The following is a 24,761-nucleotide window of genomic DNA, read 5'->3' on the forward strand; positions in this document are numbered from 1 at the left end:
CCGGCCCCGGGGACGACGACGCCCCGCGACCGGCGGACCGGTCGCGGGGCGTCGTACGGCGTGGCAGCGGGCCGTGCGGCCCGACGGAGCCAGGGGTCAGGCGAGGACCTCGCGCAGGAGCGCGGCGGTCTCGGACGGCGTCTTGCCGACCTTGACGCCGACGGCCTCCAGGGCCTCCTTCTTCGCCTGGGCGGTGCCCGCGGAGCCGGAGACGATGGCGCCGGCGTGGCCCATCGTCTTGCCCTCGGGGGCGGTGAAGCCCGCGACGTAGCCGACGACCGGCTTCGTCACGTGCTCCTTGATGTACGCCGCGGCGCGCTCCTCGGCGTCGCCGCCGATCTCGCCGATCATGACGATCGCCTTGGTCTCGGGGTCGTTCTCGAACGCCTCGAGCGCGTCGATGTGCGTGGTGCCGACGATCGGGTCGCCGCCGATGCCGATGGCGGTCGAGAAGCCGAGGTCCTTGAGCTCGTACATCATCTGGTAGGTCAGCGTGCCCGACTTCGACACGAGACCGACCGGGCCCTTGCCCGTGATGGTGTGCGGGGTGATGCCGGCGAGCGACTCGCCCGGCGTGATGATGCCGGGGCAGTTCGGGCCGATCATGCGCGTGCCCTTGCCCTGCAGGTAGGCCCAGACCTCGGCCGTGTCCTGGACGGGCACGCCCTCGGTGATGACGACGATGAGCGGCATCTCGGCGTCGATCGCCTCGATCGCGGCGTCCTTGGTGAACGCCGGCGGGACGAACAGGACGGACACGTTCGCGCCCGTCTCGGCCATCGCCTCGGCGACGGTGCCGAACACCGGCAGCGTGACGTCGTTGCCCTCGTGGTCCTTGTGCGTGACGGTCGTGCCGGCCTTGCGGGCGTTGACGCCGCCGACGATCTGCGCGCCCGAGTCGAGCATGAGGGCGGTGTGCTTGGCACCCATCCCGCCGGTGATGCCCTGGACGATGATCTTGGAGTCGGAGTTCAGGTAGATCGACATGGTGTTCTCTGTCTCAGCTTTCCGCGTCTACGGGCGATCAGGCGTTGGCCAGCTCGGCCGCCTTGGCGGCACCGCCGTCCATGGTCTCGGCGAGGGTCACGAGCGGGTGGTTCGCCTCGCGCAGGATCGCGCGGCCGAGCTCCACGTTGTTGCCGTCGAGGCGCACGACGAGCGGCTTGGTCGCCTCGTCGCCGAGGATCTCGAGCGCGCCCACGATGCCCTTCGCGACCTCGTCGCACGCGGTGATGCCACCGAAGACGTTGACGAAGACCGACTTGACCTGCGGGTCGTTGAGGATCACGTCGAGACCGTTCGCCATGACCTGCGCGTTCGCGCCGCCGCCGATGTCGAGGAAGTTGGCCGGCTTGACGCCGCCGTGCTCCTCGCCCGCGTACGCGACGACGTCGAGCGTGCTCATGACGAGCCCGGCACCGTTGCCGATGATGCCGACCTCGCCGTCGAGCTTGACGTAGTTGAGGCCGTTCTCCTTGGCCTTGGCCTCGAGCGGATCGGTCGACTCCTTGTCCTCCAGCGCCTCGTGGTCCGGGTGACGGACCTCCGACGCGTTGTCGTCCAGCGTGACCTTGCCGTCGAGCGCGATGATCGAGCCGTCCTCCGTGCGGACGAGCGGGTTCACCTCGACGAGCGTCGCGTCCTCGGCCGTGAACACGGTCCACAGCGAGCGGATGACGTCGGCGACCGGCGCCTTGAGCTCCTCGGCGAAGCCCGCGGCGTCGACGATCTCGCGCGCCTTCGCCTCGTCGATGCCCACGATCGGGTCGACGGCGACCTTGGCGAGCGCCTCGGGGCGCTCGACGGCGAGCTGCTCGATCTCCATGCCGCCCTCGACGGAGCACATGGCGAGGTAGTTGCGGTTCGAGCGGTCCAGCAGCACCGAGAAGTAGAACTCCTCGGCAATCTTGGCACCCTGCGCCACCATCACGCGGTGGACGGTGTGGCCCTTGATGTCCATGCCGAGGATCTCGGACGCCTTCTCGGCGGCCTCCTCGGGCGAGTGGGCGAGCTTCACGCCGCCGGCCTTGCCGCGGCCGCCGGTCTTCACCTGGGCCTTGACGACCACGGTGCCCCCGCCGAGCTTCTCGGCTCCCGCGCGGGCCTCCTCGGGCGTCGTCGCGACGACCCCGCCCAGCACGGGCACGCCGTGCTTCTCGAAGATGTCACGCGCCTGGTATTCGAACAGGTCCACCCTGCTGCGTCCTTCCGTCTGATGCGCCGTGTGCGGCATGACCGATGTCTCGACATCAAGACATCCCCGTACAGGGTAGCCCCCGCTCCGGGGCGCGCCTATCCGGGGCCGCTGCGGCGGCTCGCGGACCGGTGTTCCCTTCGTCACCCCGTACGGCGGGCGTCAACCACTGTTGACATCACGGCGAGCGTCAACCTAGATTGACACACATGGAACCCGTCGACATGGACGCCGCGAGCAGCACCGACCCGGACGTCGGGCTGCGGGCCGTGCGGTCGCTGCGCGTGCTGGCCGAGCGCCTCGAGGCGCTCCAGGTCGAGCACGCCCGGGCGCTCGGCTGGTCCTGGCAGGAGATCGCCGACCGGCTCGGCGTCACGCGTCAGGCCGTGCACAAGAAGTACGGCGCGTCCCGCACCACGAGGAGGTCGTGACATGTTCGAACGCTTCGCCGCCGACGCCCGGGAGACCGTGGTCGGCGCCCAGGAGGTCGCGCGGGAGCGCGGCGACGACACCATCGACGGGGTGCACCTGCTCCTGTCGCTCGCCCGGCAGGAGGGCGGCGCCGGGGCGGCCGCGCTCGGTGCGGTCGGCGTGAGTCCGGCCGACCTCGAGCGCGAGGTCGACGCCGCCGGCGGGCTCGACCCGCTCGACGGCCCCGCGCTCGCGGCGCTCGGGATCGACCTGGACCAGGTCCGGGCCCGCACGGACGCCGCGTTCGGCCCTGGCGCGCTCGACCGGGCAGCGGACGACGCGCGGGGCCGCGGGCGCCGCCGAGGCCGCGCGCACATCCCGTTCACCCCCGAGGCGAAGAAGGTGCTCGAGCTCTCGCTCCGCGAGGCCGTGCACGACGCTTCGCGCGTGATCGACTCGGGCCACGTCCTCGCGGCCGTCGCGCGCAGCACGGGCTCGACGGCGCACCGGGCGCTCACCGGCGCGCTCACGGCCGCCGGGTCGGACGACGCCGGCCTGCGCGCCGCGCTCTCGACCCGGCACCGCGCGGCGTCCTGACCGGCACGCCGCGCCGCACGTCGCGGTCGGGCCAGGGGCGGGCGAGCGGCCGACGGCAGCGTCACGGCAGGCTCCTCGGGCTCGGTCGTCGTGCCACGGGAGGACCGGGCGCGCGCCCGTGCCCGACGACGGGCTGACGCCCCGGGGCGCCCGGCGCACCTACCGTCGGGGTGTGCCCGACCAGACTGCGCTCCCCCACCGCTCGGACTCCCGCTCCGACGCCCCCGCCCTCCGCACGCGCTCCGCGCCGGGCCGCCACGCCGGCGCCCCGGCGCCCGGTGGACAGCCGTGGGCGCGGGGCGCCGTCGTGCTCGCCGCGAGCTTCCTGCTCGGCGGCCTCACGTCCTTCGCCCAGGGCTTCCTGCCCGACGCCGCAGCCCCCTTCGCGAACTCGGCGAGCGGCTGGACCCTGCTCACCGCGCTCCTCGTCGCCTGGGCCGCGCGCGACGCGCGGACCCGGACCTGGCACGCCGCCGTGCTGGGCGCGGCGAGCTTCGTGCTGCTCACCCTCGGGTACACGGTCGCCGCCGACCTGCGCGGGTTCTTCTACGACCCGACGCTGTTCGGGGTGGTCGGTCTCGTCGTCGGCCCGTTCGTCGGGGTCGCGGCGGCGTGGCTGTGGCGGGCAGGGGTGCGCGCGGCTCTCGGCACGGCGGTGCTCGCGGGCATCGGCCTCGGCGAGTCGGTGTACGGGCTCACCACGGTCGTCGAGACGACGGGCGCCACGTACTGGGTCGTGATCGGACTCGCGTCGCTCGTCCTGCTCGCCGCGATGCTGACCCGGCGTCTGCGCGGCCCCGTCCCGGTGGTCGTCGCCGCGGGAGGCACCGCCGTCGTCGCGACGGCGTTCGTCCTCGCCTACCGCGCGCTCGGCGCGATCGGCTGACGCGGCAGACGTCCTACGCGCACAGGGCGCTCGACCGGCTGGTCGAGCGCCCTGTGCGTGGCGCGTGGTGCGTCGGAGCGTGGTGCGTCAGAGCTTGGTGACGGGCGAGTACCGCAGCAGCAGCCGCTTGGTGCCGTCCGCTCCGAAGTCGATCTTCGCGACGGCGTTCGGCCCCGCGCCCTCGAGCGAGACGACCGTCCCGAGCCCGTACGCGTCGTGCGTGACCTTGTCGCCGACGGCGAGGTTCGGCACGTCCCCGTCGGCCCGCGGCGTCGCCGAACCGAACTTCGCCCCGCCGGAAGGCGAGCCGAACGCGGCGCGGGCAGGGGCCGACGACGACGGGTCGTGGCGGGTCTGGCGGGAGCGGCCCGAGGAACGAGGGCCGCGGATGGTAGACCCGTCGTCGTCGGCGCCTGTCCGCGCCCCCGACCCGAATCCGGAACGCGAACCGGACCACGAGCCCGACCCGCGACCCCAGACGGACCCGCCCGCGCGCAGCGTCGCCATCGACGACTCGCGCCGCCGCCAGTCCCACAGCTCCTCGGGGATCTCCTCGAGGAACCGGCTCGGCGGGAACTCGTTCGCCATGCCCCACGCGGAGCGCACCGCGGACCGCGACACGTAGAGCCGCTCGCGCGCGCGGGTGATGCCCACGTAGGCGAGGCGGCGCTCCTCGGCGAGCTCGGCGTCGTCGTGCAGGGACCGCATGTGCGGGAACGTGCCGTCCTCCATGCCGGTGAGGAAGACGACGGGGAACTCGAGACCCTTCGCGGTGTGCAGGGTCATGAGCGTGACGACGCCCGGGTCCTCCTTCTCCTCGCCCTCGTCCTCCTCGTCGGCGCCGTCGTCCGCGGGGATCTGGTCCGCGTCGGCGACGAGCGAGACGCGCTCGAGGAAGTCTGACAGCGTGCCCTCGGGGTCGAGCTCGCTGAACTCCGTCGCGACGGCGTGCAGCTCGGCGAGGTTCTCGACGCGCGTCGCGTCCTGCGGGTCGTCGCTCGCGCGCAGCTCGGCGAGGTAGCCCGTGCGGTCGAGGACGGCGCCGAGGATCTCGGACGGGCTCGCGCCGGAGTCCGCGAGCTCGCGCAGCCCCGTCATGAGCTCCGCGAAGGCGCGCAGCGGGTTGAGCGTGCGGTTCGTCAGGCCGGGGATCTCGTCGATGCGGGCGAGCGCCGCGCCGAACGAGATGCGCTCGCGGTCCGCGAGCGCCGCGACGGCACCCTCGGCGCGGTCGCCGAGACCGCGCTTGGGCACGTTGAGGACGCGGCGCAGGTTGACGTCGTCGTCGAGGTTGTCGATCGCGCGCAGGTACGCCACGGCGTCCTTGACCTCGCGCCGCTCGTAGAAGCGCGTGCCCCCGACGACCTTGTACGGCAGGCCGACGCGGATGAGCACCTCCTCCAGCGCCCGGGACTGCGCGTTCGTGCGGTAGAAGACCGCGACGTCGCCGGGGCGCACGCCCTCGGTGTCGCCGAGGCGGTCGATCTCCTCCGCGACGAACCGCGCCTCCTCGTGCTCGTTGTCCGCGACGTAGCCGATGACCTTCGCGCCCGCACCCGAGTCCGTCCACAGGCGCTTGGGCTTGCGGTCGGGGTTGCGCGAGATGACGGCGTTGGCGGCCGAGAGGATGTTCTGGGTCGAGCGGTAGTTCTGCTCGAGCAGGATGGTCCGGGCGTCCGGGTAGTCGGCCTCGAACTCGAGGATGTTGCGGATCGTCGCGCCGCGGAACGCGTAGATCGACTGATCGGCGTCGCCGACGACGGTGAGCTCGGCCGGGTCGAGCGCCGGGACCTGCGCCTCGCCCGTGCCGCTCGTCGCCGCGTCGGTCGCCGCGGAGTCCTCGCCCACGCCCGCGAGCTCGCGCACGAGCACGTACTGCGCGTGGTTGGTGTCCTGGTACTCGTCGACGAGCACGTGGCGGAACCGGCGGCGGTAGTGCTCGGCGACCGCGGGGAACGCCTGGAGCAGGTTCACCGTGGTCATGATGATGTCGTCGAAGTCGAGCGCGCTGGCCGCGACGAGACGGGCCTGGTAGCGCGTGTAGACGTCGGCGAGCACCTGGTCGAACTCGGGCACGTTCGCGCCGTGCTGACCGGCCCGCGCCGCGAGGCCGTCGTCCGTCGCGTGGGCGCCGGAGTCGCGCGCGTAGGTCTCGGGGTCGATGAGCTCGTTCTTGAGGTCCGAGATCTTGTTGGCGAGCGACCGGGCCGGGTACTTCTTCGGGTCCAGGTCGAGCTCGCGCGTGACGAGGGTGATGAGCCGCTGGGAGTCCGCGGCGTCGTAGATCGAGAAGCTCGACCGCAGGCCGAGCGTCTTCGCCTCGCGCCGCAGGATGCGCACGCACGCCGAGTGGAACGTGGAGACCCACATGTTCCGCGCCGACGGCCCGACGAGCGCCTCGACGCGCTCGCGCATCTCGGCCGCGGCCTTGTTGGTGAACGTGATCGCGAGGATCTGGCCCGCGCGCGCCCGGCCCGTGGCGAGCAGGTGCGCGATGCGGTGCGTCAGCACGCGCGTCTTGCCCGACCCGGCGCCCGCGACGATGAGCAGCGGCCCGCCCGCGTGCACGACGGCCTCGCGCTGCTGCGGGTTGAGCCCGTCGAGCAGCGCGTCGGGGTCGAGGTGGGCGTACCGGCCGCGGCGCTCGCCCGACGGCGCACCGCCGGTCGTCCCCGGCGCGCCGTCCGCAGCGGGCGACCCCGCGCCGTCGGGCACGGCCGGGTCGTCGGTCCAGCGCGGGGCGGTCCGCGGGAGGCGGGACTCGCCGCCGTGGTCGACGCGCGGGCCGTCGAACAGCGTGTCGAGGCCGGGCAGCGGGAGGTTCTCGAAGAGCGAAGCCATAGCCCCTCCAGCCTAGGCGCCCGCGCCCACACCCGGCACCGCCCGGCCGCCGCGTCCACCGGCAGGCGTCAGGTGAACGTGAGCCCGATGCCCCACGTCGCGGCGGCGAGCAGCCCGCCGAGGAGCTGGACGAGGATCGTGATGCCGGTCGCCTGCATCGCGGCGACCGTCGCGCGCCAGGCGGCGCGCCGGTCGCGGCGGCGCACGAGCTCGGCGAGGAACACGGCGAGCACGAACCCGATGAAGAGCCCGACCACCGGGATGACGAAGAACCCGACGACGCCCGCGATCCCGCCCCACACGAGCGTCGACCACGGGACGTCCGCCCGGCGCATGTGTCGACCCGCGAGGACGTACTGGGACACCTCGGCGGCGACGACGAGCACGGCCGCGACCGCGAAGACGACCCAGGCGGCCGTGCCGCCCGTGACGATCGCCCACACGAGGATCGCCCCGAGCACGAGCACGTTCCCGGGCAGGATCTGCACGACGATCCCGATCAGCCCGACCAGGATCGCCAGCCCGACGAGGACCTCTCCACCGACGCTCACGGGGGAAACCCTCGCACGTCCGGCGCGCTACGCACGCCCCGCGGGCGGGACCAGCCGGGGGTGCGCGACGCCGTCGACCACCCACGAGCGGATCATCGCGCTGAACAGGTCGGGGTCCTCCGCGCTCCACTGGTGGTGCATGCCGGGCGCCAGGCGGACGACGGCGTCCGGCACCCGGCGGGCGATCGTCGCGAGCGCGGAGCGCGCGGCGCGCACGTCGCGCGAGCCCGCGACGGCGAGGACGCGCGCGCCCGACGCCTCGAGGCCCGTCGGCCAGCAGCCGCCGTAGACGTCGCGCAGCGTGCGGGCCATGTTGTCGCGGCGGATCGCGAGGCCGGACCGGACGAAGAGGTCGCGCGCGTCGGCAGGGAGGCGGAAGGCTCGCGCCTGCGCCTCCCAGTACCAGCGCCGGTCCCACACCCTGAGCTGCGCGCGCCCGACGGCGCCGGCGAGCCCGGGCACGCCGTCGACCGCCGCGCCGGACGCGAGGACGGAGCGCACGAGCCCGGGGTGCCGTGCCGCGACCCGGAGGGCGACGATCCCGCCGTACGACAGCCCGACGAGGTGCACGGCCCGGTCCGCGGGCAGCGCAGCGACGAGGGCAGCCACGTCGTCGGCGGTGGCGTCGAGCGACACGACGTCCTCGGCCGCGCGGGACCCGAAGCCGGGCAGGTCCGGCGTCCGGACGTCGAGGTCGGCGAGGTGCTCGACCTGCGGCTCCCACATCCACGACGCGACGTTGCCGCCGTGCAGCAGGACGACGGTGACGGCGTCCGGCGCGCTCACGCGAGCACCTCGCGCTCGGTCTCGTCGAGCCAGGCGAGCTCGGTCCGGGCGTGCGCGAGGCCGTGGCGGAGCGTGGCGAGGCGCAGGGCGAGCCCGCGGGTGCCGCGGACGCGGTCGGCGTCGGGACCGCCGTCGGCGAGGACGGCGGCGACGCGCTCCTGCTCGGCGGTGAGCGCCGCGACCGCCTCCTCCGCCTGCGCGCGGCGGGACGCGAGGAGCTCCCGGACGCCTGCGTCGTCGAGCTGGTCGGCGAAGAACAACCGCCCGAGGAAGGGCTCGCGCGCGTCCTCCGGCTCGAGCGGCGCGGCGAGCCAGTCGCGGAGCGCCGCGCGGCCCGCGGCGGTGATCGTGTGGACCTTGCGGTCGGGGTAGCTCTCCTGCGGCACGACCTCCACCTCGGCGAGGCCCGCGTCGACGAGGGCCGCGAGCGTGCGGTAGAGCTGCGAGCGGTCCGCAGCCCAGAAATGGTGCACGGAGGTGTCGAACGCGCGCTTGAGGTCGTAGCCGGTCATGGGCCGGACCGTGAGGAGCCCAAGCACGAGGTATCGAAGGACCATGCGACTAGTGGACCATGCACCTAGATCCCGGTCAACGCTTCCCGAGACGACGACGGCCCGCCGACGCGGAGCGTCGACGGGCCGGGTGCCGGTGGTGCGGTCAGTTCCAGAACACGGCGACGAGGATGTTGACGAGGGTCAGGCCGCCGATGGCGTGCTTGAGGCCCGGCGCCACGGCGCCGTCGGAGGACTTGGCCCCCTGCCGCTTGGCGACGAACGCGAGGACGGCGACGACGAGGGCGACGACCAGCTTGACGCCGATCTTGGCCATGTCGAGCTCTCGCCCGAAGTCACCCATCTCCTTGATGCCAACCATGACGACCCCTGCGACGAGCGCGGTGAGCGCCCCGTGGAAGACGCCCTTGTACAGGCCCGGCGAGCGCAGGGACGCGAGGTAGCCACCGAGCACGATGGCCCACCCGATGAAGTGCAGCGCGACGAAGACGTTGTAGAGGAACTCCATGCCTCCATGGTATTTGCTGACGACCCTGTCGTGAAACTTTGCACAAGGTGAGATGCGCCCGGGTGATCCAGACCGCTCGACAAAGCAGACTGAATCGGTCTACTATTTCCGGTTTCCCACCATGCGGACCGGGGCTGTCCACGCGTCCGGACCGCGGCTACTGTTCTCGGCATGACCACGGCTGCCCGCACCCTCCTCGTGACCTCCGGTCACGGGACGCCGGCGTGCGCGCACACGTGTCTGAGCTGTTGTCGCTGAACCGCGCCCGACTCAGCGCGAGCCATCGCTCGCCTCTCTTCCCGAGAACCCCTGAGAACCGGCGCGCGCCGTCGGTCCTCAGCCACTCGCAGCACCCTCGCTGAGCGCTCGCCGTCGCGCGTCCCCGCCCCCGACGAGGACACGAGGAACCCCGATGACGCAGGCACCGACTGCGCCCGAGGCCACGGACGGCAGCACTCCTCCCGCCCGTCCGCCGCGGACCGCCGAGCGCCCGGCCCGGACGCCGGGAGACCGCCCCGCGCGCGCCGCACGACCGAACGGGCAGTGGAAGGTCGACGGCACCGAGCCGCTCAACGCGAACGAGAAGTGGAAGCAGGAGGACGGCGGCCTGTCCGTCCGCGAGCGCATCGAGACGATCTACGCGCGCGACGGCTTCGACTCCATCCCCGGCGACGACCTCCACGGACGCTTCCGCTGGTGGGGCCTGTACACGCAGCGCAAGCCCGGGATCGACGGCGGCCGGACCGCGACGCTCGAGCCGCACGAGCTCGAGGACCGGTACTTCATGCTCCGGGTCCGCATCGACGGCGGGGCGCTCACGACCGAGCAGCTGCGCGTCGTCGCGGGCATCTCGACGGAGTTCGCCCGCGACAGCGCGGACATCACCGACCGCCAGAACATCCAGCTCCACTGGGTCGAGGTCGAGGACGTCCCCGAGATCTGGCGCCGCCTGGAGTCCGTCGGGCTGCAGACGACCGAGGCGTGCGGGGACGTCCCGCGCGTCGTGCTCGGCAGCCCGGTCGCGGGCATCGCCGCCGACGAGCTCATCGACATCGGCCCGGCCGTCGCGGGAATCACCGAGAAGTACATCGGCGTCCCCGAGCTCGCGAACCTGCCCCGCAAGTTCAAGACGGCGCTCACCGGCCACCCGAGCCAGGACGTCGTCCACGAGATCAACGACGTCGCGTTCGTGGCGCACCGCCACCCCGAGCTGGGTGTCGGGTTCGACCTGTGGGTCGGCGGCGGGCTGTCCGCGAACCCGCGTCTCGGGGAGCGCCTGGGGGCGTTCGTCACCGAGGAGCAGGTGCCCGACGTGTGGCACGGCGTCGTGCAGATCTTCCGCGACTACGGCTACCGCCGGCTGCGCAACAAGGCACGCCTGAAGTTCCTGCTCGCCGACTGGGGTCCGGAGAGGTTCCGCGAGGTCCTCGAGACCGAGTACCTCGGGTACGCGCTGCCCGACGGCCCCCCGGCGCCCAAGCCGTCCGTCCCCGGCGACCACGTGGGCGTGCACAAGCAGAAGGACGGGCTCAACTACGTCGGGGCCGCGCCGTACGTCGGACGCGTGTCCGGCACGATCCTCGCGAACGTCGCCGACCTCGCGGAGTCGGTCGGGTCGCACCGCGTGCGCCTCACCCCGCACCAGAAGCTCCTCGTCCTCGACGTGCCGGACGAGCACGTCGAGCACGTCGTGTCGACGCTCAAGGAGAACGGCCTCGACGCCCGGCCGAGCCCGTTCCGGCGCAGCACGATCGCGTGCACCGGCATCGAGTACTGCAAGCTCGCGATCGTCGACACCAAGGACACCGCGACCGCGACGATCGACGAGCTCGAGCAGCGGCTCGGGGACCTGTCCCAGATGAAGCCGCTCTCCCTGCACGTCAACGGCTGCCCCAACTCGTGCGCGCGCATCCAGACGGCGGACATCGGCCTCAAGGGCCAGCTCGTCATGGACGACGACGGCCAGCAGGTCCCCGGCTTCCAGGTCCACCTGGGCGGCGGGCTGGCCTCCGACGACCGCGAGGTCGCGGGCATGGGCCGGACCGTCCGCGGGCTGAAGGTGACCGCGGACGACCTCACCGACTACGTCGAGCGCGTCGTCCGGCGCTACGAGAGCGACAAGGACGGCTCCGAGACGTTCGCCGAGTGGGCGCACCGCGCGGACGAGGAGGCGCTCCGATGACCGCGGACCTGACCGGCGGGACCGCTGCACCCGCGGGCACCGACCCGCTCGCGGCGCTGCGCGCCGCGGCGCGAGCCCGGACGGAGCAGCGCGAGGAGGCGAAGGCCGCGCACCACGCGGAGCGTGCGCGGCAGGCCGCGCAGGGCCGGGAGAAGCGCTCGACCGACGAGCTGCGCGAGATCGCGCGGCGCGGCGCCGAGCTGCTGCACGGCGTGGGCACGCCCGGCGTCGAGGGCGCCACGCGCCCGGAGGCGACCGCCGACGAGGTCGTCGCCTGGGCGGCGCGCGAGTTCGGGACGTCCGTCGCGGTCGCGTGCTCCATGGCCGACGCGGTGCTCCCCCACGTCGTCGCGGCGCAGATCCCGTGGGTCGACGTGCTGTTCCTCGACACGGGCTACCACTTCGCCGAGACCGTCGGGACGCGCGACGCCGTCGAGCAGCAGCTGGACGTGACGATCGTCGACGTCAGGCCCGCGCTCACGGTCGCCCAGCAGGACGCGGCGCACGGCAAGGACCTGTTCGGTCGCGACCCGGCGCTGTGCTGCCAGCTGCGCAAGGTCGAGCCGCTGCACCGCACGCTCGCGGGCTACGAGGTGTGGGTCACGGGCGTGCGCCGCGACGAGGCGCCGACGCGGACCGGCACGCCGCTCGTCACGTTCGACGAGAAGAACGGGCTCGTGAAGATCAACCCGCTCGCGGCGTGGTCGTTCGACGACCTGCTCGCGTACGCGGCGCGGCACCAGGTGGTGCTCAACCCCCTGCTCCACGACGGCTACCCGTCGATCGGCTGCCAGCCGTGCACCCGGCGCGTCGCGCCGGGCGAGGACCCGAGGGCCGGCCGCTGGGCGGGGCTCGACAAGACAGAGTGCGGACTCCACGTATGAGGACGGGCATGACGACCATCGACCTGACGACCGACGCGCCGGGCTCCCCCGGCGCCTCCGCCGCCGCGGGCACGACCCCGGCCGCGGCGCTCCCCGGCGGGCGCCGCCTCGCCCAGCTCGACGCGCTCGAGAGCGAGGGCATCCACATCGTGCGGGAGGTCGTCGCCGAGTTCGAGCGACCGGTCCTGCTGTTCAGCGGCGGCAAGGACTCCGTGGTGATGCTGCACCTCGCGGTCAAGGCGTTCGCGCCCGGCCCGGTGCCGTTCCCCGTGCTGCACGTCGACACCGGGCACAACTTCCCCGAGGTCCTGGCCTACCGCGACGCGACGGCCGAGCGGCTCGGCCTGCGCCTCGAGGTGGCGCGCGTGCAGGACTACATCGACGACGGCCGGCTGCGCGAGCGCGCCGACGGCACGCGCAACCCGCTCCAGACGCAGCCGCTGCTCGACGCCATCTCGGGGCACCGGTTCGACGCCGTGTTCGGCGGGGGGCGTCGCGACGAGGAGAAGGCGCGCGCCAAGGAGCGCGTGTTCTCCCTGCGCGACGAGTTCGGCCAGTGGGACCCGCGCAACCAGCGCCCGGAGCTGTGGAACCTCTACAACGGGCGGCACCGCCCGGGCGAGCACGTGCGCGTGTTCCCGCTGTCGAACTGGACCGAGCTCGACGTGTGGCGCTACATCGCGCGCGAGCGCATCGAGCTCCCCGGGCTCTACTACGCGCACGAGCGCGAGGTGTTCGACCGCGACGGGATGCTGCTCGCCGTCGGGCCGTACTCCGCGCCCCGCACGGACGCCGAGACCGCGTCGCTGCGGACGGAGACCGTGCGCTACCGGACGGTCGGCGACATGTCGTGCACCGGCGCCGTGCGCTCGGACGCGGCGGGCGTCGAGGACGTCATCGCCGAGGTCGCCGCGACGCGCATCACCGAGCGTGGCGCGACCCGCGCCGACGACCGCCTCTCCGAGGCCGCCATGGAGGACCGCAAGAAGGAGGGGTACTTCTGATGGGCACCCAGACCACCACCGGCACCGTCACCGCCGACGCGGCGCCCCCGCTCGACGACGCGCGCCGCGGCACGCTCCTGCGCCTCGCGACCGCGGGCTCCGTCGACGACGGCAAGTCCACGCTCGTGGGCCGCCTGCTGTTCGACTCGAAGTCCGTGCTCGCCGACCAGCTCGACGCGGTCGAGCGCGTCTCGCGCGACCGCGGGCTGGAGACCGCCGACCTCGCGCTGCTCACCGACGGCCTGCGGGCCGAGCGCGAGCAGGGCATCACGATCGACGTCGCGTACCGGTACTTCGCGACCGCGCGCCGGTCGTTCATCCTCGCCGACTGCCCCGGGCACGTGCAGTACACGCGCAACACCGTGACGGGGGCGTCGACGGCGGACGTCGTCGTGCTGCTCATCGACGCGCGCAAGGGTCTGCTGGAGCAGACGCGCCGCCACCTCGCGGTCGCGAGCCTGCTGCGCGTGCCGCACGTCGTCGTCGCGGTGAACAAGATCGACCTCGTCGACTACAGCGAGGCGCGCTACGCGGAGCTCGCGGCGGACATCCGCGCGGCCGCGACGTCGCTCGGCGTCGGCGACGTGCACACGATCCCCGTCTCGGCGCTCGTCGGCGACAACGTCGTGGACCGGGCGAGCGCGCGCACGCCCTGGTACGACGGCCCGAGCCTGCTCGAGCTGCTCGAGGAGCTCCCGACCGGCGACGACCCGGAGGCCGAGGCGTTCCGCTTCCCCGTCCAGGTCGTCATCCGCCCGCAGGCCGCGGCGGACGAGCGCTACCGCGACTACCGGGGGTACGCCGGGCAGGTCGCGTCGGGCGTCGTGACGGTCGGCGACGAGGTCGTGGTGCTGCCCTCCGGGCGCCGCACGACGGTCGTCGGGATCGACACCGCCGACTCCCTCGCGAGCGGCGCGAAGCTCACCGAGGCGTTCGCCCCGCAGTCGGTGACGATCCGGCTCGCCGACGACGTGGACGTCGCGCGCGGCGACCTCCTCGCGTCCGCGGCCGAGGCCCCCGACGTCACGCAGGACGTCGAGGGCACGGTGGCGTGGCTGGGCGACCGTCCGCTCCTGCCCGGCGCGCGCGTGCTGCTCAAGCACACGACCCGCACCGTGCAGGCCGTGGTGCGCGACGTCGTCGGGCGCCTCGACCTGGACACGGCCGAGCTCGAGCCCGCCGAGCGCCTGGAGCTCAACGACATCGGCCGCGTGACGCTGCGGCTCGCGTCGCCCGTCGCGGCGGAGGAGTACGTCGTGGCGCGCCGCACGGGCGCGTTCCTGCTCGTCGACGCGCAGGACGGCGGCACGCTCGCCGCCGGCATGGTCGGCGACGCGCTCGCCGCCGCCCGCCGCCCGGCGGAACGCCCCGGCTCCTACGCGATCTAGACGACACCTAGGCTGGCACCGTGACCGCACCCATCCACGAGACGTACCCCCTCGGCCTGCGCCTCGACGGCCGCCGCGTCGTCGTCGTCGGCGGCGGCCCCGTCGCCGCACGCCGCACGCGGGGCCTCCTCGACGCGGGCGCGGTCGTGACCGTCGTCGCGCCGTACGTGTGCGAGGACCTCGCCGAGCTGCTCGCGGCCCACGGCCCGGGGACCGCCGGTCACGCGGCGCACGCCCCGGCGGCCGTCCCGGCGCGGGACGCCCGGCTCTCCTGGGTGCGGCGCGACTACCTCACGGGCGACCTCGACGGCGCGTGGCTCGTCCACACCGCGACGGGCGACGCCCGCGTCGACGCCGAGGTCGCGGCCGACGCCGAGGCGGACCGCGTCTTCTGCGTCACCGCGGGCGACGCCGAGCGCGCGACCGCGTGGGTCCCGGCCGTCGCGCGCACGCTCGTGCCGGGCGCCGCGTCCGGGGCCGGGGAGGCCGAGGTCACGGTGGCCGTCAACGCGGGCCGGGACCCGCGCCGCGCCCAGCGCGTGCGCGACGCCGTCGCGGTGCTCCTCGATACGAGCGAGCTGCCGCTGCGGGCGGTGCGGCCGGCCCGCGCCGTCGTCGCGGGGTCCGGCGACGCCGGCCACGAGGCCGCTGCCGCGGGGGCCGTCACGGCCCCGCTCGTGCGGCCCGTGGGCTCCGTCGCCCTCGTCGGCGGGGGGCCGGGCGACGCGGGCCTGATCACCGTGCGCGGGCGCCGGGTGCTCGCGGAGGCCGACGTCGTCGTGGTCGACCGGCTCGCGCCGCGCGCGCTGCTCGCCGAGCTCGGCGACGACGTCGTGGTGGTGGACGTCGGCAAGACGTCGGGCAACCACCCCGTGCCGCAGGACGAGATCAACCGGATCCTCGTGCACCACGCGCTCGTGGGGAAGCGGGTCGTCCGGCTCAAGGGCGGCGACCCGTACGTGTTCGGGCGGGGCGGCGAGGAGCTCGACGCGTGCCGCGCCCACGGCGTCCCGGTGGAGGTCGTGCCCGGCGTGACGAGCGCCGTCTCCGTGCCCGCCGCCGCGGGCATCCCGGTGACGCACCGGGGCCTGTCGCGCGGGTTCACCGTGCTCACGGGGCACGAGGACGTCGGGAAGGTCCCCGCCGCGAACGACCACACGGTCGTCCTGCTCATGGGTGTCTCGCGCCTCGCGGAGACGGCCGCGGCGCTCGTCGCGCAGGGCCGCTCGCCCGAGACGCCGGTCGCGGTCGTCGAGGACGGCTACGGCCCGCGCCAGCGGACGACGGTCGGGACGCTCGCGACCATCGCCGAGCGGGCCCGCGAGGCCGGAGTTCGGCCCCCGGCCGTGACCGTCGTCGGCGACGTGGTGACCCTCTCCCCCGCCTGGCCGTCCCGCACCCCGCCTGCCCCGCGCTGAGTGCGGGGGCCGCAGCTCAGAGGAGGCGGCGCTGGGCCGCCCAGCGGGTGAGCTCGTGACGGGACGACAGCTGGAGCTTGCGCAGGACCGCGGAGACGTGGGTCTCGACGGTCTTGATCGAGATGAACAGCTCCGACGCGACCTCGCGGTACGTGTACCCGCGCGCGATGAGGCGCATGACCTCCTGCTCGCGCGCGGAGAGCCGGTCGAGCTCGTCGTCGTGCACGGCGACGTCGCCCGCGCCCGTGCCGAACGCGTCGAGCACGAAGCCCGCGAGCCGCGGCGAGAACACCGCGTCGCCGCCCGCGACCTGCCCGACGGCGGCCGACAGGTCCGGCCCCGAGATCGCCTTCGTCACGTACCCGCGCGCGCCGGCGCGGATGACCGCGACGACGTCCTCCGCGGCGTCGGACACGGACAGCGCGAGGAACCGCACGTCGCCCAGCACGTCGGCGCAGCGCTGGATGACCTCCGCGCCCCCGCCGCCGTTCCCGCCGGGCAGGTGCACGTCGAGCAGCACGACCGGGGGCCGCAGCTCGTGCACGCGCGCGACCGCCGACCCCACGTCGTCCGCCTCGCCCACGACCGTGACGAGCGCCGGGTCGAGGCTCGCGCGCACGCCGGCCCGGAACATGTGGTGGTCGTCGACGAGCACCACGGGCACCGGCCCGGTGGCGGGTGCGCCGTCGGGCGTCGCGCTGGGGATGGTCGTCACGGGGTCTCCTCGCTCGGTGCGGTCCGCGCCGGGCCGGGGTCCGTCGGCACGTCCGTCGACACGGCCCGCGGCACGCGCAACCGTACCTCGGTGCCCCACCCCGGCCGGCTGATGATCTCGGCCTTGCCCCCGCGGCGCTGCACGCGCCCGAGGATCGACTCGCGCACCCCGAACCGGTCGGGGGCGACGTCGTCCATGTCGAAGCCCTCGCCCCGGTCGCGGACGAACACCTCGACCGCGGCGTCGCTCACCTCGAGGTAGACGGAGTACGGCGGCCCGCCGTGCGCGACGGCGTTGACGAGCGCCTCGCGCGTCGCCTGGAGGAGCGCCGCCGTCTCCTGCGTCGGGGTACAGTCCCCCACCACGACGACGTCCACGACGACCGGCCCCGGCTCGGGCGCACCGGGCGCCGCGCCGATCGGCTCGGCGCGGCGGCCCACGCGCCCGTCCTCGACCTCCGCGACGAGCGCGCGCAGCTCGGCGGCGAGCGACGTCCCCGGCGAGGGGCGGTCGTCGTAGAGCCACTCGCGCAGCTCGCGCTCCTGGGCCCGCGCGAGGCGCGCGACCGTGTCGGCGTCGGAGGACCGGGCGCGGATGAGGGCGAGCGTCTGGAGCACGGAGTCGTGCAGGTGCGCAGCGATGTCGGCCCGCTCGGCCTCGCGCGCCCGGGCGGCGCGCTCGTCGCCGAGCTCGCGCATCAGCCGCAGCCACCACGGGGCGAGGACGATCGCGACGCCCGCGAGCACCGCGACCGCGGCCACGGCGGCCCGGACGACCTGGGTGGGCCGCGCGTCCTGCCCCACCAGCAGCACGATGCCGACGAGCACGAGCACGACGCCGCCCGCGATGCGCACGACCCCGGCGGGCGTGCGCCCGCCCGCCCGCGTGAGCAGCCGGCCCCGCTCGACGGCGTCGAGCTGGCTCCACGCGAGCGCCGCGCCCGCGAGCGCGATGAGCACCGGGATGACCCAGGAGACCTCGACGTCGACACCCGTGCGCAGAGCCACGAGCAGCGCCGCGCCGCCCAGCAGGACGACGCCGATCGCGACGTCGCGCACGGGCAGGCGCCGCACGCTCCCCTGGAGACGCGGCGCGAGCCGGGACAGGGAGGCGGGGCGCTGCTCGTCGCGCGCGGCCAGCGGGTCGCCGGTCGGCACGGTGAGCCACCAGAACACGTACAGCGCGACGCCCGCGCCGCCCGCGAGCGCGAGGAGCGCCATGACGAGGCGCACGACCCCGACGCCGACGCCGAGGTGCGCCGCGAGGCCCGCGCACACGCCACCCACCCACCGGCCGCGCTCGGGGCGGCGCAGCGGCAGGTCGCGCGGTCGGGCGCCGGGCCGGGCAGCTGTCGTCACCCCCCGATCGTCACACGGCGCGGACGCCCCGAGCGCCCCCGGGCGGGGAAACCAGGGTCGGGCACCGGACGGTTCAGGGTCGGGTCAGGGTGGCACCCGATACCGGCGGCACCCCCCGGCGCACCAGCATGGTGGTCATGAGCACTCCCGACCTCCCCGGACCCGGCGCCCAGCCCGGGAGCTCCGGCGGCGACACCGAGACGCCCGGCGCGCAGCCGGGCACCGTCCCCCCGGGGCCGAGCGGCCCCGACCACGGCGGCGGACCGGGCTGGGCCGGCCCCGCCGGCCCGCCCCCGGGCGCACCGGGCGAGGCGCCCCGGCGTCCGAGCGGCACCGACGGCTTCTTCGACGCGGTGCGCCGCGTCGGCATCTACCGCTCGGACGACCGCTGGATCGGCGGCGTCGCGTCCGGCGTCGCGGAGCGGTTCGGGATCGACCCGCTGGTCGTGCGCGGCCTGCTGTTCGTGACGTTCTTCCTCTCCGGCGCCGGGCTCGTCCTGTACGGCGCGGCGTGGGCGCTGCTGCCCGAGCGCCGCGACGGTCGCATCCACCTCCAGGAGGCGTTCCGCGGCAACGTCGACGTCGCGCTGCTCGGCGCCGCGGCGTTCGTCGTGGTCGGGTTCTCGTGGGGCGGCGGCTGGTGGTCGTGGTGGGACGCGCTCCACCTGGGCTGGCTGACCGGCCTGTTCTGGGTCGCGGCCTTCGCCACCGTCGCGGTCGTCGCTGTCTCGGCGCTCACGCAGCGCGGCCCCCGCGGTGGCCAGGGCACGCCTCCGCAGGCTCCGCCGTGGCCGGGCGGTCCGGGACACGGTCCGGGCGGTCCGGGTCACGGCCCGGGTGGTCCGGGTCACGGCCCGGGCGGTGCCGGTCCGGCGCAGGGCCCGTACGCCCCGGGCGGCCCGACGGCGACCCCCGGCGCCCCCGCGGGCGGCGCGCCCTCGGACGCCCCGTGGGGCAGCGCCGGCCCGGCGTACCCGAGCGGCCCCGCGTACCCGGGCGGCCCGGCGTACCCGGGCGGCCCGACGACGTCCGGCACCCCCGGCGGGTCGCCCGTGGGCGGTGCGCCGACGGGGACGCAGGACGACGCGGTCTGGTCGGCGGAGGCGAGCCCGTACGCCGCCCCCGCGCCCGGCGTGACCGCGCCCCTCCCCCCGCACGCGCCGTACGCCCCGTCCCCGCAGGGCGGCGCGCCGCAGCCGCCGCTCCCGCCGCAGCCCGCGCGGGCCCCGCGCCCGCCGAAGCCCCCGCGCCCGCGCGGCCCGGGTGCGACGACGACCGGCGTCGTCGTCGGGCTGAGCCTCCTCCTGGGGGCGCTGCTCCTCGTGCTCGACCGCCAGGGCGCGCTGCCCTGGCCGGTGTTCCTGACCTGGGCGGGCCTCAGCGGGATCCTCGCGGGCCTCGCGATCGTGGTCAGCGGTCTGCGGGGCCGGACGAGCGGCGGCCTCGGCTGGCTCGCGGTGGTCCTGCTCGTCGTCGCGCTCCCCGCCTCGGCGTGGCGCACGACCCCGTTCACCGTGTTCGTCGACGACTCCGTGCGGACCGTCACCGACGGCACGCACCGCATCACCGACCCCGAGGTCGCCGAGCAGGGGTTCGGCGTGTCGTTCGGCGACCCGCGCATCGACCTGTCCGACCTGGACCTGTCCGACGCGACCGCCGGCTCGCCCGTCGAGGTCCCCGTCCGGCTCGGCGCGGGCGACGCGACGGTCGTCGTGCCCGACGGCGTCCCCGTCCGCGCCGAGGTCCAGGTGCTCGCGGGCAACGCGCGCTGGCACGTGGACGGCGACCGCCAGGAGATCGGCGGGGTCAGCACGCAGCCGGTGACGTTCGACAACGACGAGGTTCAGGCGGGCGACGACCCGCTGCTCGTGCTGCAGGTCGAGGTCGGCGCCGGCCAGGTCACGATCGAGGAGGACTGATGAACGACGAGAACCGCCGCGACGACGACACGCGGCCGCTCGGGGACGAGCTGTTCGACCCCGCCCCCGCGCAGGACCCCGAGCCGGCTCAGCAGCAGGGACGCCGGGAGGCGTCCGGGACGGACGCGACGGTCCCGCTCCCCGCCGTGACGCCCGCGGCCGACGCCCGCGCGACGACCCCGCTCCCGGCCGCAGCACCGCTGACCGACGTCGGCGCCACGACGCCGCTGCCCGCCATGCCGTCGACCGACCCGCTGTCGGTCGACGGACCGTCCGTCGACACGCCGCCCGTGGGTGCCCCGCCGGCCGGGGCACCACCCGTCGGGGCGCCGTCCGTCGGTGCGCCGCTCTACGGCGCGGCCCCGACGACGTCGGGCGCCGACCCGTCGTCCACGGGCGGGGCGCCCGGCGCGCGCGGGGTCGCGGACCCCGGCCCGCTCCCGCGGCGCGGCCCGCGCGTCGCGACGATCGTGTGGGGCTTCGTCATCGTCGCCTTCGCCGTCGTGGTGCTCGCGGCCGCGCTCGGTGCTCGCGTCGACTTGGGGCTCGCGACGATCGTCGTGCTCGCCGCGGCGGGCGTCACGCTCGTCGTCGGGTCGATCGTCTCCGGGGCACGACGCCGCCGGGGCTGAGCCGCACCGGGACCTCCGGACACGCCGAGGGCCGTGGCACGTCGTGCCACGGCCCTCGGTGTGCCCGAGCGACGCCGCCCCGCACGCTCTCCCCGGTGCGACCCGGTGGGAGCGGGTCCTCGGCGCCCGGACGGGCTGCCGGGACGGTCAGGGGGTCGGCTCGTCGCCCCGCCGCGTCGGGCCGTCGGCCCGGTGCTCGGGCGTGGTCGGCCCGGTCGTCGTCGTGGGGGTGTCGGACGAGGCCGCGGGCGAGGAGCCCGGTGCGCTCGGCGTGCCCGTGCCGGCGGCACCGGTCGGCTCGACGGGCGTCGCCGTCGTGCCGGGAGCGGCCGCGCGGGCCTCGGCGCCGGGGGTCGAGAGCGCAGAGGGGCGGCCCGGGGAGGTCGGCTCGGGACGCACGGGAGGCGCCGTCGGCGACGGCTCGACGTGCCCCGGCGCGGCGTGCGCGGGCGCGGCGTGCCGACCGGCGTCCGACAGGTCGCCCGACGACGAGTAGCCGCCCGGGGTCTCGACGGCGACGCTCGGCCCACCCGCGAGCCGGCGCAGCGCGATCCCGACGAGGATGAACAGGATGCCCAGCCCGATGACGAGCGCGCACACCCCGAACGCGACGACGGAGGTGAACAACGACGCGCGCAGGAACGAGGCCGTCATGACGGTCTGGCGCGTCGGGTCGTCCTGACCGAGCTCGGCGTAGGTCTTGCCGCCGCTCGCCTCGAGCGCGTGCTTGTTGATGACCTCGGCCTGCGCGTACGCGGTGAGCGGCCCGTTGACGTGGCGCCCCGCGAGGAACGACGCGTCGTCGGAGACGGTGATCTCCTCGGCGGACAGCTGGTTCGACACGACGATCCATGTGCCGATGCCCGCGAGGAGAAGGATGATGCCCGCGATGATCGACACGAGACCGATGCCCCGTGCCCCCTTCGTCGGTGTGACGGTGACGGTGCTCGACATGGCGCGTTCTCCCCTTCGTCAGGACCCACCTGCAACCGCCCGCACGAGACCGCCCGCGGGTGCGGGCCGGTCACGGGACGGTCGAACCACCCATACGGGGCCCACGGTAGCGACGCGAGCGGAGCACCGCGCGGCGAACGCGCACCTCAGGGCGGGCGCGGCGGCGACCGCGCGGCCCGCCGGGGCCGGGATGGGAGGATGCGGTCCGTGCGCATCACCCACCTGACCGACTGCTACCTGCCGCTGCTCGGCGGCATCGAGACCCAGGTCGCGCGGCTCGCGCAGCAGCAGGCGGCCGCCGGTCACGACGTCGCGGTCGTCTGCACGACGCCCGCGCGCCCCGGCGCGCACGGCGTGTCGACCGAGCGGGACGGTGACGTCACGGTGCACCGGCTCGCCGCGCGCGTCCCGGGCGGCTACCCCGTGCACCCGCGCGCGCCGCACCACGTGGCGCGGGTCCTGCGCGCCGACCGGCCCGACGTCGTGCACCTGCACATGGGCGTGCTGACGCCCTCCACCCAGGCGTCGCTGCGGACGGTCGTGCGCGCGGGGCTGCCCGCGGTGCTCACCGTGCACAGCGTCTGGGGCGGCGCGGAGCGCGCGTTCGCCGGGCTCGACCGCGTGGTCCGCTGGTCCCGCTGGCCCGTGCTGTGGTCGGCCGTGAGCGAGCTGACCGCCGCTCCCCTGCGCCGCATCGTCGGCGACCACGGCGAGGTCGTGGTGCTGCACAACGGCCTCGACCTCGACGCGTGGCGCGTCCCGCGCACCGAGCGCGCCGACCGCATGGAGGGCCCGGCCGTCCACGTCGTGGCCGCGACGCGGTTCGCGCCCCGCAAGCGCGTGCTGCCATTCCTCGAGGTCGTGCGCGACGCCGTCGCGCGCCTCCCCGAGGGGGCGCTGCACGTGACGCTCGCCGGGGACGGCCCCGAGCTGGCCGACGCGCGGCGCTTCGTCACCGAGCACGGGCTGGGGTCGGTCGTGTCGCTCCCCGGCCGCCTCGACGCGACGGGCCTCCAGCGGCTCTACGCGCGCGCCGACGTGTTCGCCGCGCCCGCCGTCGAGGAGGCGTTCGGCATCGCCGCGCTCGAGGGCCAGGCCGCCGGGCTGGCGGTGCTCACCCGCTCGCAGTCGGGCGTCGCGGAGCGCCTCACCGACGGCGTCGACGCGCTCGTAGCGGACGACGACGCCGGCCTCGCCGACGCGCTCGTACGCCTCGCGACCGAGGACGGCCTGCTCGACCGGATCGTCGCCCACAACCGGGACGTGCCGTCGTCGGCGGGCTGGCCGCGCGTGCTCGCCGACGTGGAGCGGGCATACGAACGGGCCGCGACGATCGCCGTGGATCGTCGGGCCCGTCCGTCCCGCTAGGGGGTCACTCCCACTCGATGGTGCCCGGGGGCTTGCTCGTCACGTCGAGCACGACGCGGTTGACCTCGGAGACCTCGTTGGTGATGCGCGTCGAGATGACGGACAGCACGTCGTAGGGCAGGCGCGTCCAGTCGGCCGTCATCGCGTCCTCGGACGAGACGGGGCGCAGCACGATCGGGTGGCCGTAAGTGCGGCCGTCGCCCTGGACGCCGACCGAGCGCACGTCGGCGAGCAGCACGACCGGGCACTGCCAGATCTCGTCGTCCAGACCCGCCTTCGTCAGCTCCTCGCGCGCGATCGCGTCGGCGGCGCGCAGCGTCTCGAGGCGGTCCGCCGTGACCTCGCCGACGATGCGGATGCCGAGCCCGGGGCCGGGGAACGGCTGGCGCGCGACGATCTCCTCGGGCACGCCGAGCTCGCGGCCGACCGCGCGGACCTCGTCCTTAAACAGGGTGCGCAGCGGCTCGACGAGCGAGAACTGCAGGTCGTCGGGCAGGCCGCCCACGTTGTGGTGGCTCTTGATGTTCGCCGCGCCCTCGCCGCCGCCGGACTCGACGACGTCCGGGTAGAGCGTGCCCTGCACGAGGAACTTCACCTCGGCCCCGTGCTCGCCCGCGTCCTCGACGATCTGGCGCGCCGCGTCCTCGAACACGCGGATGAACTCGCGGCCGATGATCTTGCGCTTCGTCTCCGGGTCGCTGTGCCCGGCGAGCGCGGTGAGGAACCGCTCCTTCTCGTCACGGATCACGAGGTTGACGCCCGTCGCCGCGACGAAGTCGCGCTCGATCTGCTCGACCTCGCCCGCGCGCATCAGCCCGTGGTCGACGTGCACGCACGTGAGCTGGTCGCCCACCGCGCGCTGCACGAGCGCCGCGGCGACGGCGGAGTCCACGCCGCCCGAGAGCGCGCAGATGACCCGCGCGTCGCCGACCTGGGCGCGGATCGCCGCGACCTGGTCCGCGATGACGTTGCCGGGCGTCCAGTCCGGGGCGAGGCCCGCGCCGTCGTACAGGAAGTGCTCCAGCACCGTCTGGCCGTGCGCGGAGTGCTTGACCTCCGGGTGCCACTGCACGCCGTAGAGGCGACGCTCGCGGTCCTCGAACGCGGCGACCGGCGAGCCCGACGACGTCGCGAGGACCTCGAAGCCCTCGGGCGCGCGGTGCACGGCGTCGCCGTGGCTCATCCACGTGGTCTGGTTCTGCGGCGTGCCGTCGAGCAGCACGCCCGCGGCGCACACCTCGACCTCGGTGCCGCCGTACTCGCGCAGGCCCGTCTGGGCGACCTCGCCGCCGAGGGCCTTCGCCATGGCCTGGAAGCCGTAGCAGATGCCCATGACGGGCACGCCTGCCTCGAACAGCGCCGGGTCGACGAACGGGGCACCCGTCGCGTACACGGACGAGGGGCCGCCCGAGAGGATGATCGCGGCCGGGTCCTTCGCGAGCATCTGCTCGACCGTGAAGGTGTGCGGCACGATCTCGGAGTAGACCTTGGCCTCGCGCACGCGGCGCGCGATGAGCTGCGCGTACTGGGCGCCGAAGTCGACGACGAGCACGGGCCGCGGGGTCGAGGCCACCTCGGCGGTGGTGGGGGTGTCGGGAGCGGTGGCGGGTGACGTCACCCGTCCAGGATAGTCGCCGTGCGGCGGGGCTCGTC

At 75.0% G+C, this 24,761-nt stretch carries 22 protein-coding genes; 11 read left to right on the top strand and 11 right to left on the bottom strand.

Features of this window, described 5'->3' with window-relative positions; all coding sequences use genetic code 11:
- Positions 1–96: 96 nt before the first annotated feature.
- Together sucD and sucC are read right to left on the bottom strand one after the other, a co-directional pair.
- Entirely contained in the window at positions 97–987 is an 891-nt protein-coding gene (gene sucD, locus B8281_RS17175; RefSeq protein WP_021482340.1) for a succinate--CoA ligase subunit alpha, read from the bottom strand.
- Between the two features lie 37 nt (positions 988–1,024).
- Positions 1,025–2,194: an ADP-forming succinate--CoA ligase subunit beta gene (sucC, locus tag B8281_RS17180; RefSeq protein WP_021482339.1), complete on the bottom strand. Its 1,170-nt coding sequence runs from the start codon at positions 2,192–2,194 to the stop codon at positions 1,025–1,027.
- A gap of 209 nt (positions 2,195–2,403) precedes the next feature.
- On the opposite strand from sucC, the gene B8281_RS17185 reads away from it, so the two are divergent.
- The 3 genes from B8281_RS17185 to B8281_RS17195 all read left to right on the top strand — a co-directional run bounded on the left by B8281_RS17185 (position 2,404) and on the right by B8281_RS17195 (position 4,088).
- Entirely contained in the window at positions 2,404–2,625 is a 222-nt protein-coding gene (locus tag B8281_RS17185; protein ID WP_034653339.1) for a helix-turn-helix domain-containing protein, read from the top strand.
- Between the two features lies 1 nt (position 2,626).
- The gene (locus B8281_RS17190; RefSeq protein WP_034653342.1) at positions 2,627–3,202 is read left to right on the top strand and encodes a Clp protease N-terminal domain-containing protein; all 576 of its coding nucleotides are present in this window, start codon (positions 2,627–2,629) and stop codon (positions 3,200–3,202) included.
- A 172-nt stretch (positions 3,203–3,374) separates the two neighbouring features.
- Entirely contained in the window at positions 3,375–4,088 is a 714-nt protein-coding gene (locus B8281_RS17195) for a DUF6518 family protein (RefSeq protein WP_232322609.1), read from the top strand.
- Positions 4,089–4,175: 87 nt separating this feature from the next.
- Here B8281_RS17195 and pcrA read toward each other — a convergent pair whose 3' ends face one another.
- From pcrA to B8281_RS17220, 5 genes are all read right to left on the bottom strand, one after another.
- Positions 4,176–6,929: a DNA helicase PcrA gene (gene pcrA / locus B8281_RS17200; RefSeq protein ID WP_085388364.1), complete on the bottom strand. Its 2,754-nt coding sequence runs from the start codon at positions 6,927–6,929 to the stop codon at positions 4,176–4,178.
- Positions 6,930–6,997: 68 nt separating this feature from the next.
- On the bottom strand, positions 6,998–7,480 hold the full coding sequence (locus tag B8281_RS17205; protein WP_034653344.1) for a DUF456 domain-containing protein: 483 nt from the start codon (positions 7,478–7,480) through the stop codon (positions 6,998–7,000).
- 27 nt (positions 7,481–7,507) lie between these two features.
- Positions 7,508–8,266 carry an alpha/beta fold hydrolase gene (locus B8281_RS17210; protein ID WP_085388365.1) on the bottom strand — a complete coding sequence of 253 codons (759 nt, stop codon included), beginning with the start codon at positions 8,264–8,266 and terminating at the stop codon, positions 7,508–7,510.
- A complete protein-coding gene (locus tag B8281_RS17215; RefSeq protein ID WP_034653349.1) occupies positions 8,263–8,823 on the bottom strand; it encodes a PadR family transcriptional regulator in 561 nt (186 codons plus the stop codon). The genes B8281_RS17210 and B8281_RS17215 overlap by 4 nt, the downstream gene beginning before the upstream one ends.
- A 100-nt stretch (positions 8,824–8,923) precedes the next feature.
- The gene (locus B8281_RS17220; RefSeq protein WP_085388366.1) at positions 8,924–9,286 is read right to left on the bottom strand and encodes a hypothetical protein; all 363 of its coding nucleotides are present in this window, start codon (positions 9,284–9,286) and stop codon (positions 8,924–8,926) included.
- A gap of 412 nt (positions 9,287–9,698) precedes the next feature.
- Between B8281_RS17220 and B8281_RS17225 the strand changes: the two genes are divergently transcribed.
- The 5 genes from B8281_RS17225 to cobA are packed head-to-tail and all read left to right on the top strand — an operon-like array spanning position 9,699 to position 16,162.
- Positions 9,699–11,468, top strand: a complete 1,770-nt coding sequence (locus tag B8281_RS17225) for a nitrite/sulfite reductase (protein WP_043655373.1) — start codon at positions 9,699–9,701, stop codon at positions 11,466–11,468.
- Positions 11,465–12,352, top strand: coding sequence for a phosphoadenylyl-sulfate reductase (locus B8281_RS17230; RefSeq protein WP_085388367.1), 888 nt, complete (start codon positions 11,465–11,467; stop codon positions 12,350–12,352). The genes B8281_RS17225 and B8281_RS17230 overlap by 4 nt, the downstream gene beginning before the upstream one ends.
- Before the next feature lie 8 nt (positions 12,353–12,360).
- On the top strand, positions 12,361–13,356 hold the full coding sequence (gene cysD, locus B8281_RS17235) for a sulfate adenylyltransferase subunit CysD (protein WP_085388368.1): 996 nt from the start codon (positions 12,361–12,363) through the stop codon (positions 13,354–13,356).
- A complete protein-coding gene (locus B8281_RS17240) occupies positions 13,356–14,744 on the top strand; it encodes a sulfate adenylyltransferase subunit 1 (RefSeq protein WP_085388369.1) in 1,389 nt (462 codons plus the stop codon). Before cysD ends, B8281_RS17240 begins: the two co-directional genes overlap by 1 nt.
- A gap of 20 nt (positions 14,745–14,764) precedes the next feature.
- Positions 14,765–16,162, top strand: coding sequence for a uroporphyrinogen-III C-methyltransferase (gene cobA, locus B8281_RS17245; protein ID WP_085388370.1), 1,398 nt, complete (start codon positions 14,765–14,767; stop codon positions 16,160–16,162).
- Between the two features lie 16 nt (positions 16,163–16,178).
- On the opposite strand, the gene B8281_RS17250 is transcribed toward cobA, so the two are convergent.
- Both B8281_RS17250 and B8281_RS17255 read right to left on the bottom strand, forming a co-directional pair.
- Entirely contained in the window at positions 16,179–16,796 is a 618-nt protein-coding gene (locus B8281_RS17250) for a response regulator transcription factor (RefSeq protein ID WP_085951388.1), read from the bottom strand.
- A 77-nt stretch (positions 16,797–16,873) separates the two neighbouring features.
- Positions 16,874–18,235: an ATP-binding protein gene (locus B8281_RS17255; protein WP_085388371.1), complete on the bottom strand. Its 1,362-nt coding sequence runs from the start codon at positions 18,233–18,235 to the stop codon at positions 16,874–16,876.
- Positions 18,236–18,372: 137 nt separating this feature from the next.
- Between B8281_RS17255 and B8281_RS20050 the strand changes: the two genes are divergently transcribed.
- Complete coding sequence (locus B8281_RS20050; protein ID WP_157446668.1) at positions 18,373–20,154, top strand: PspC domain-containing protein; 1,782 nt, start codon at positions 18,373–18,375, stop codon at positions 20,152–20,154.
- Positions 20,154–20,786, top strand: coding sequence for a hypothetical protein (locus B8281_RS17265; RefSeq protein ID WP_085388373.1), 633 nt, complete (start codon positions 20,154–20,156; stop codon positions 20,784–20,786). Before B8281_RS20050 ends, B8281_RS17265 begins: the two co-directional genes overlap by 1 nt.
- Positions 20,787–20,933: 147 nt before the next feature.
- On the opposite strand, the gene B8281_RS20130 is transcribed toward B8281_RS17265, so the two are convergent.
- Positions 20,934–21,740 carry a hypothetical protein gene (locus B8281_RS20130; RefSeq protein WP_369824908.1) on the bottom strand — a complete coding sequence of 269 codons (807 nt, stop codon included), beginning with the start codon at positions 21,738–21,740 and terminating at the stop codon, positions 20,934–20,936.
- A gap of 207 nt (positions 21,741–21,947) precedes the next feature.
- On the opposite strand from B8281_RS20130, the gene B8281_RS17275 reads away from it, so the two are divergent.
- Positions 21,948–23,108, top strand: coding sequence for a glycosyltransferase family 4 protein (locus B8281_RS17275; protein WP_085388834.1), 1,161 nt, complete (start codon positions 21,948–21,950; stop codon positions 23,106–23,108).
- A 4-nt stretch (positions 23,109–23,112) separates the two neighbouring features.
- Here the strand turns inward: B8281_RS17275 and guaA are convergent, their stop codons facing one another.
- On the bottom strand, positions 23,113–24,726 hold the full coding sequence (gene guaA / locus B8281_RS17280) for a glutamine-hydrolyzing GMP synthase (RefSeq protein WP_044144565.1): 1,614 nt from the start codon (positions 24,724–24,726) through the stop codon (positions 23,113–23,115).
- Between the last annotated feature and the right edge of the window lie 35 nt (positions 24,727–24,761).

The sequence above is a fragment of the Cellulosimicrobium sp. TH-20 genome (assembly GCF_002105775.1).
Taxonomy (GTDB): Bacteria; Actinomycetota; Actinomycetes; order Actinomycetales; family Cellulomonadaceae; genus Cellulosimicrobium; species Cellulosimicrobium funkei.

What these genes read in the sequence shown, in the direction of transcription:
- pcrA (WP_085388364.1), bottom strand. Translation starts at nt 6,929, where the DNA reads ATGGCTTCGCTCTTCGAGAACCTCCCGCTGCCCGGCCTCGACACGCTG.
- B8281_RS17250 (WP_085951388.1), bottom strand. Translation starts at nt 16,796, where the DNA reads ATGTTCCGGGCCGGCGTGCGCGCGAGCCTCGACCCGGCGCTCGTCACG.
- B8281_RS17190 (WP_034653342.1), top strand. Translation starts at nt 2,627, where the DNA reads ATGTTCGAACGCTTCGCCGCCGACGCCCGGGAGACCGTGGTCGGCGCC.
- cysD (WP_085388368.1), top strand. Translation starts at nt 12,361, where the DNA reads ATGACGACCATCGACCTGACGACCGACGCGCCGGGCTCCCCCGGCGCC.
- B8281_RS17215 (WP_034653349.1), bottom strand. Translation starts at nt 8,823, where the DNA reads ATGGTCCTTCGATACCTCGTGCTTGGGCTCCTCACGGTCCGGCCCATG.
- B8281_RS20050 (WP_157446668.1), top strand. Translation starts at nt 18,373, where the DNA reads ATGAGCACTCCCGACCTCCCCGGACCCGGCGCCCAGCCCGGGAGCTCC.
- B8281_RS17265 (WP_085388373.1), top strand. Translation starts at nt 20,154, where the DNA reads ATGAACGACGAGAACCGCCGCGACGACGACACGCGGCCGCTCGGGGAC.
- B8281_RS17240 (WP_085388369.1), top strand. Translation starts at nt 13,356, where the DNA reads ATGGGCACCCAGACCACCACCGGCACCGTCACCGCCGACGCGGCGCCC.
- B8281_RS17230 (WP_085388367.1), top strand. Translation starts at nt 11,465, where the DNA reads ATGACCGCGGACCTGACCGGCGGGACCGCTGCACCCGCGGGCACCGAC.
- B8281_RS17220 (WP_085388366.1), bottom strand. Translation starts at nt 9,286, where the DNA reads ATGGAGTTCCTCTACAACGTCTTCGTCGCGCTGCACTTCATCGGGTGG.
- B8281_RS20130 (WP_369824908.1), bottom strand. Translation starts at nt 21,740, where the DNA reads ATGTCGAGCACCGTCACCGTCACACCGACGAAGGGGGCACGGGGCATC.
- sucD (WP_021482340.1), bottom strand. Translation starts at nt 987, where the DNA reads ATGTCGATCTACCTGAACTCCGACTCCAAGATCATCGTCCAGGGCATC.
- B8281_RS17225 (WP_043655373.1), top strand. Translation starts at nt 9,699, where the DNA reads ATGACGCAGGCACCGACTGCGCCCGAGGCCACGGACGGCAGCACTCCT.
- B8281_RS17185 (WP_034653339.1), top strand. Translation starts at nt 2,404, where the DNA reads ATGGAACCCGTCGACATGGACGCCGCGAGCAGCACCGACCCGGACGTC.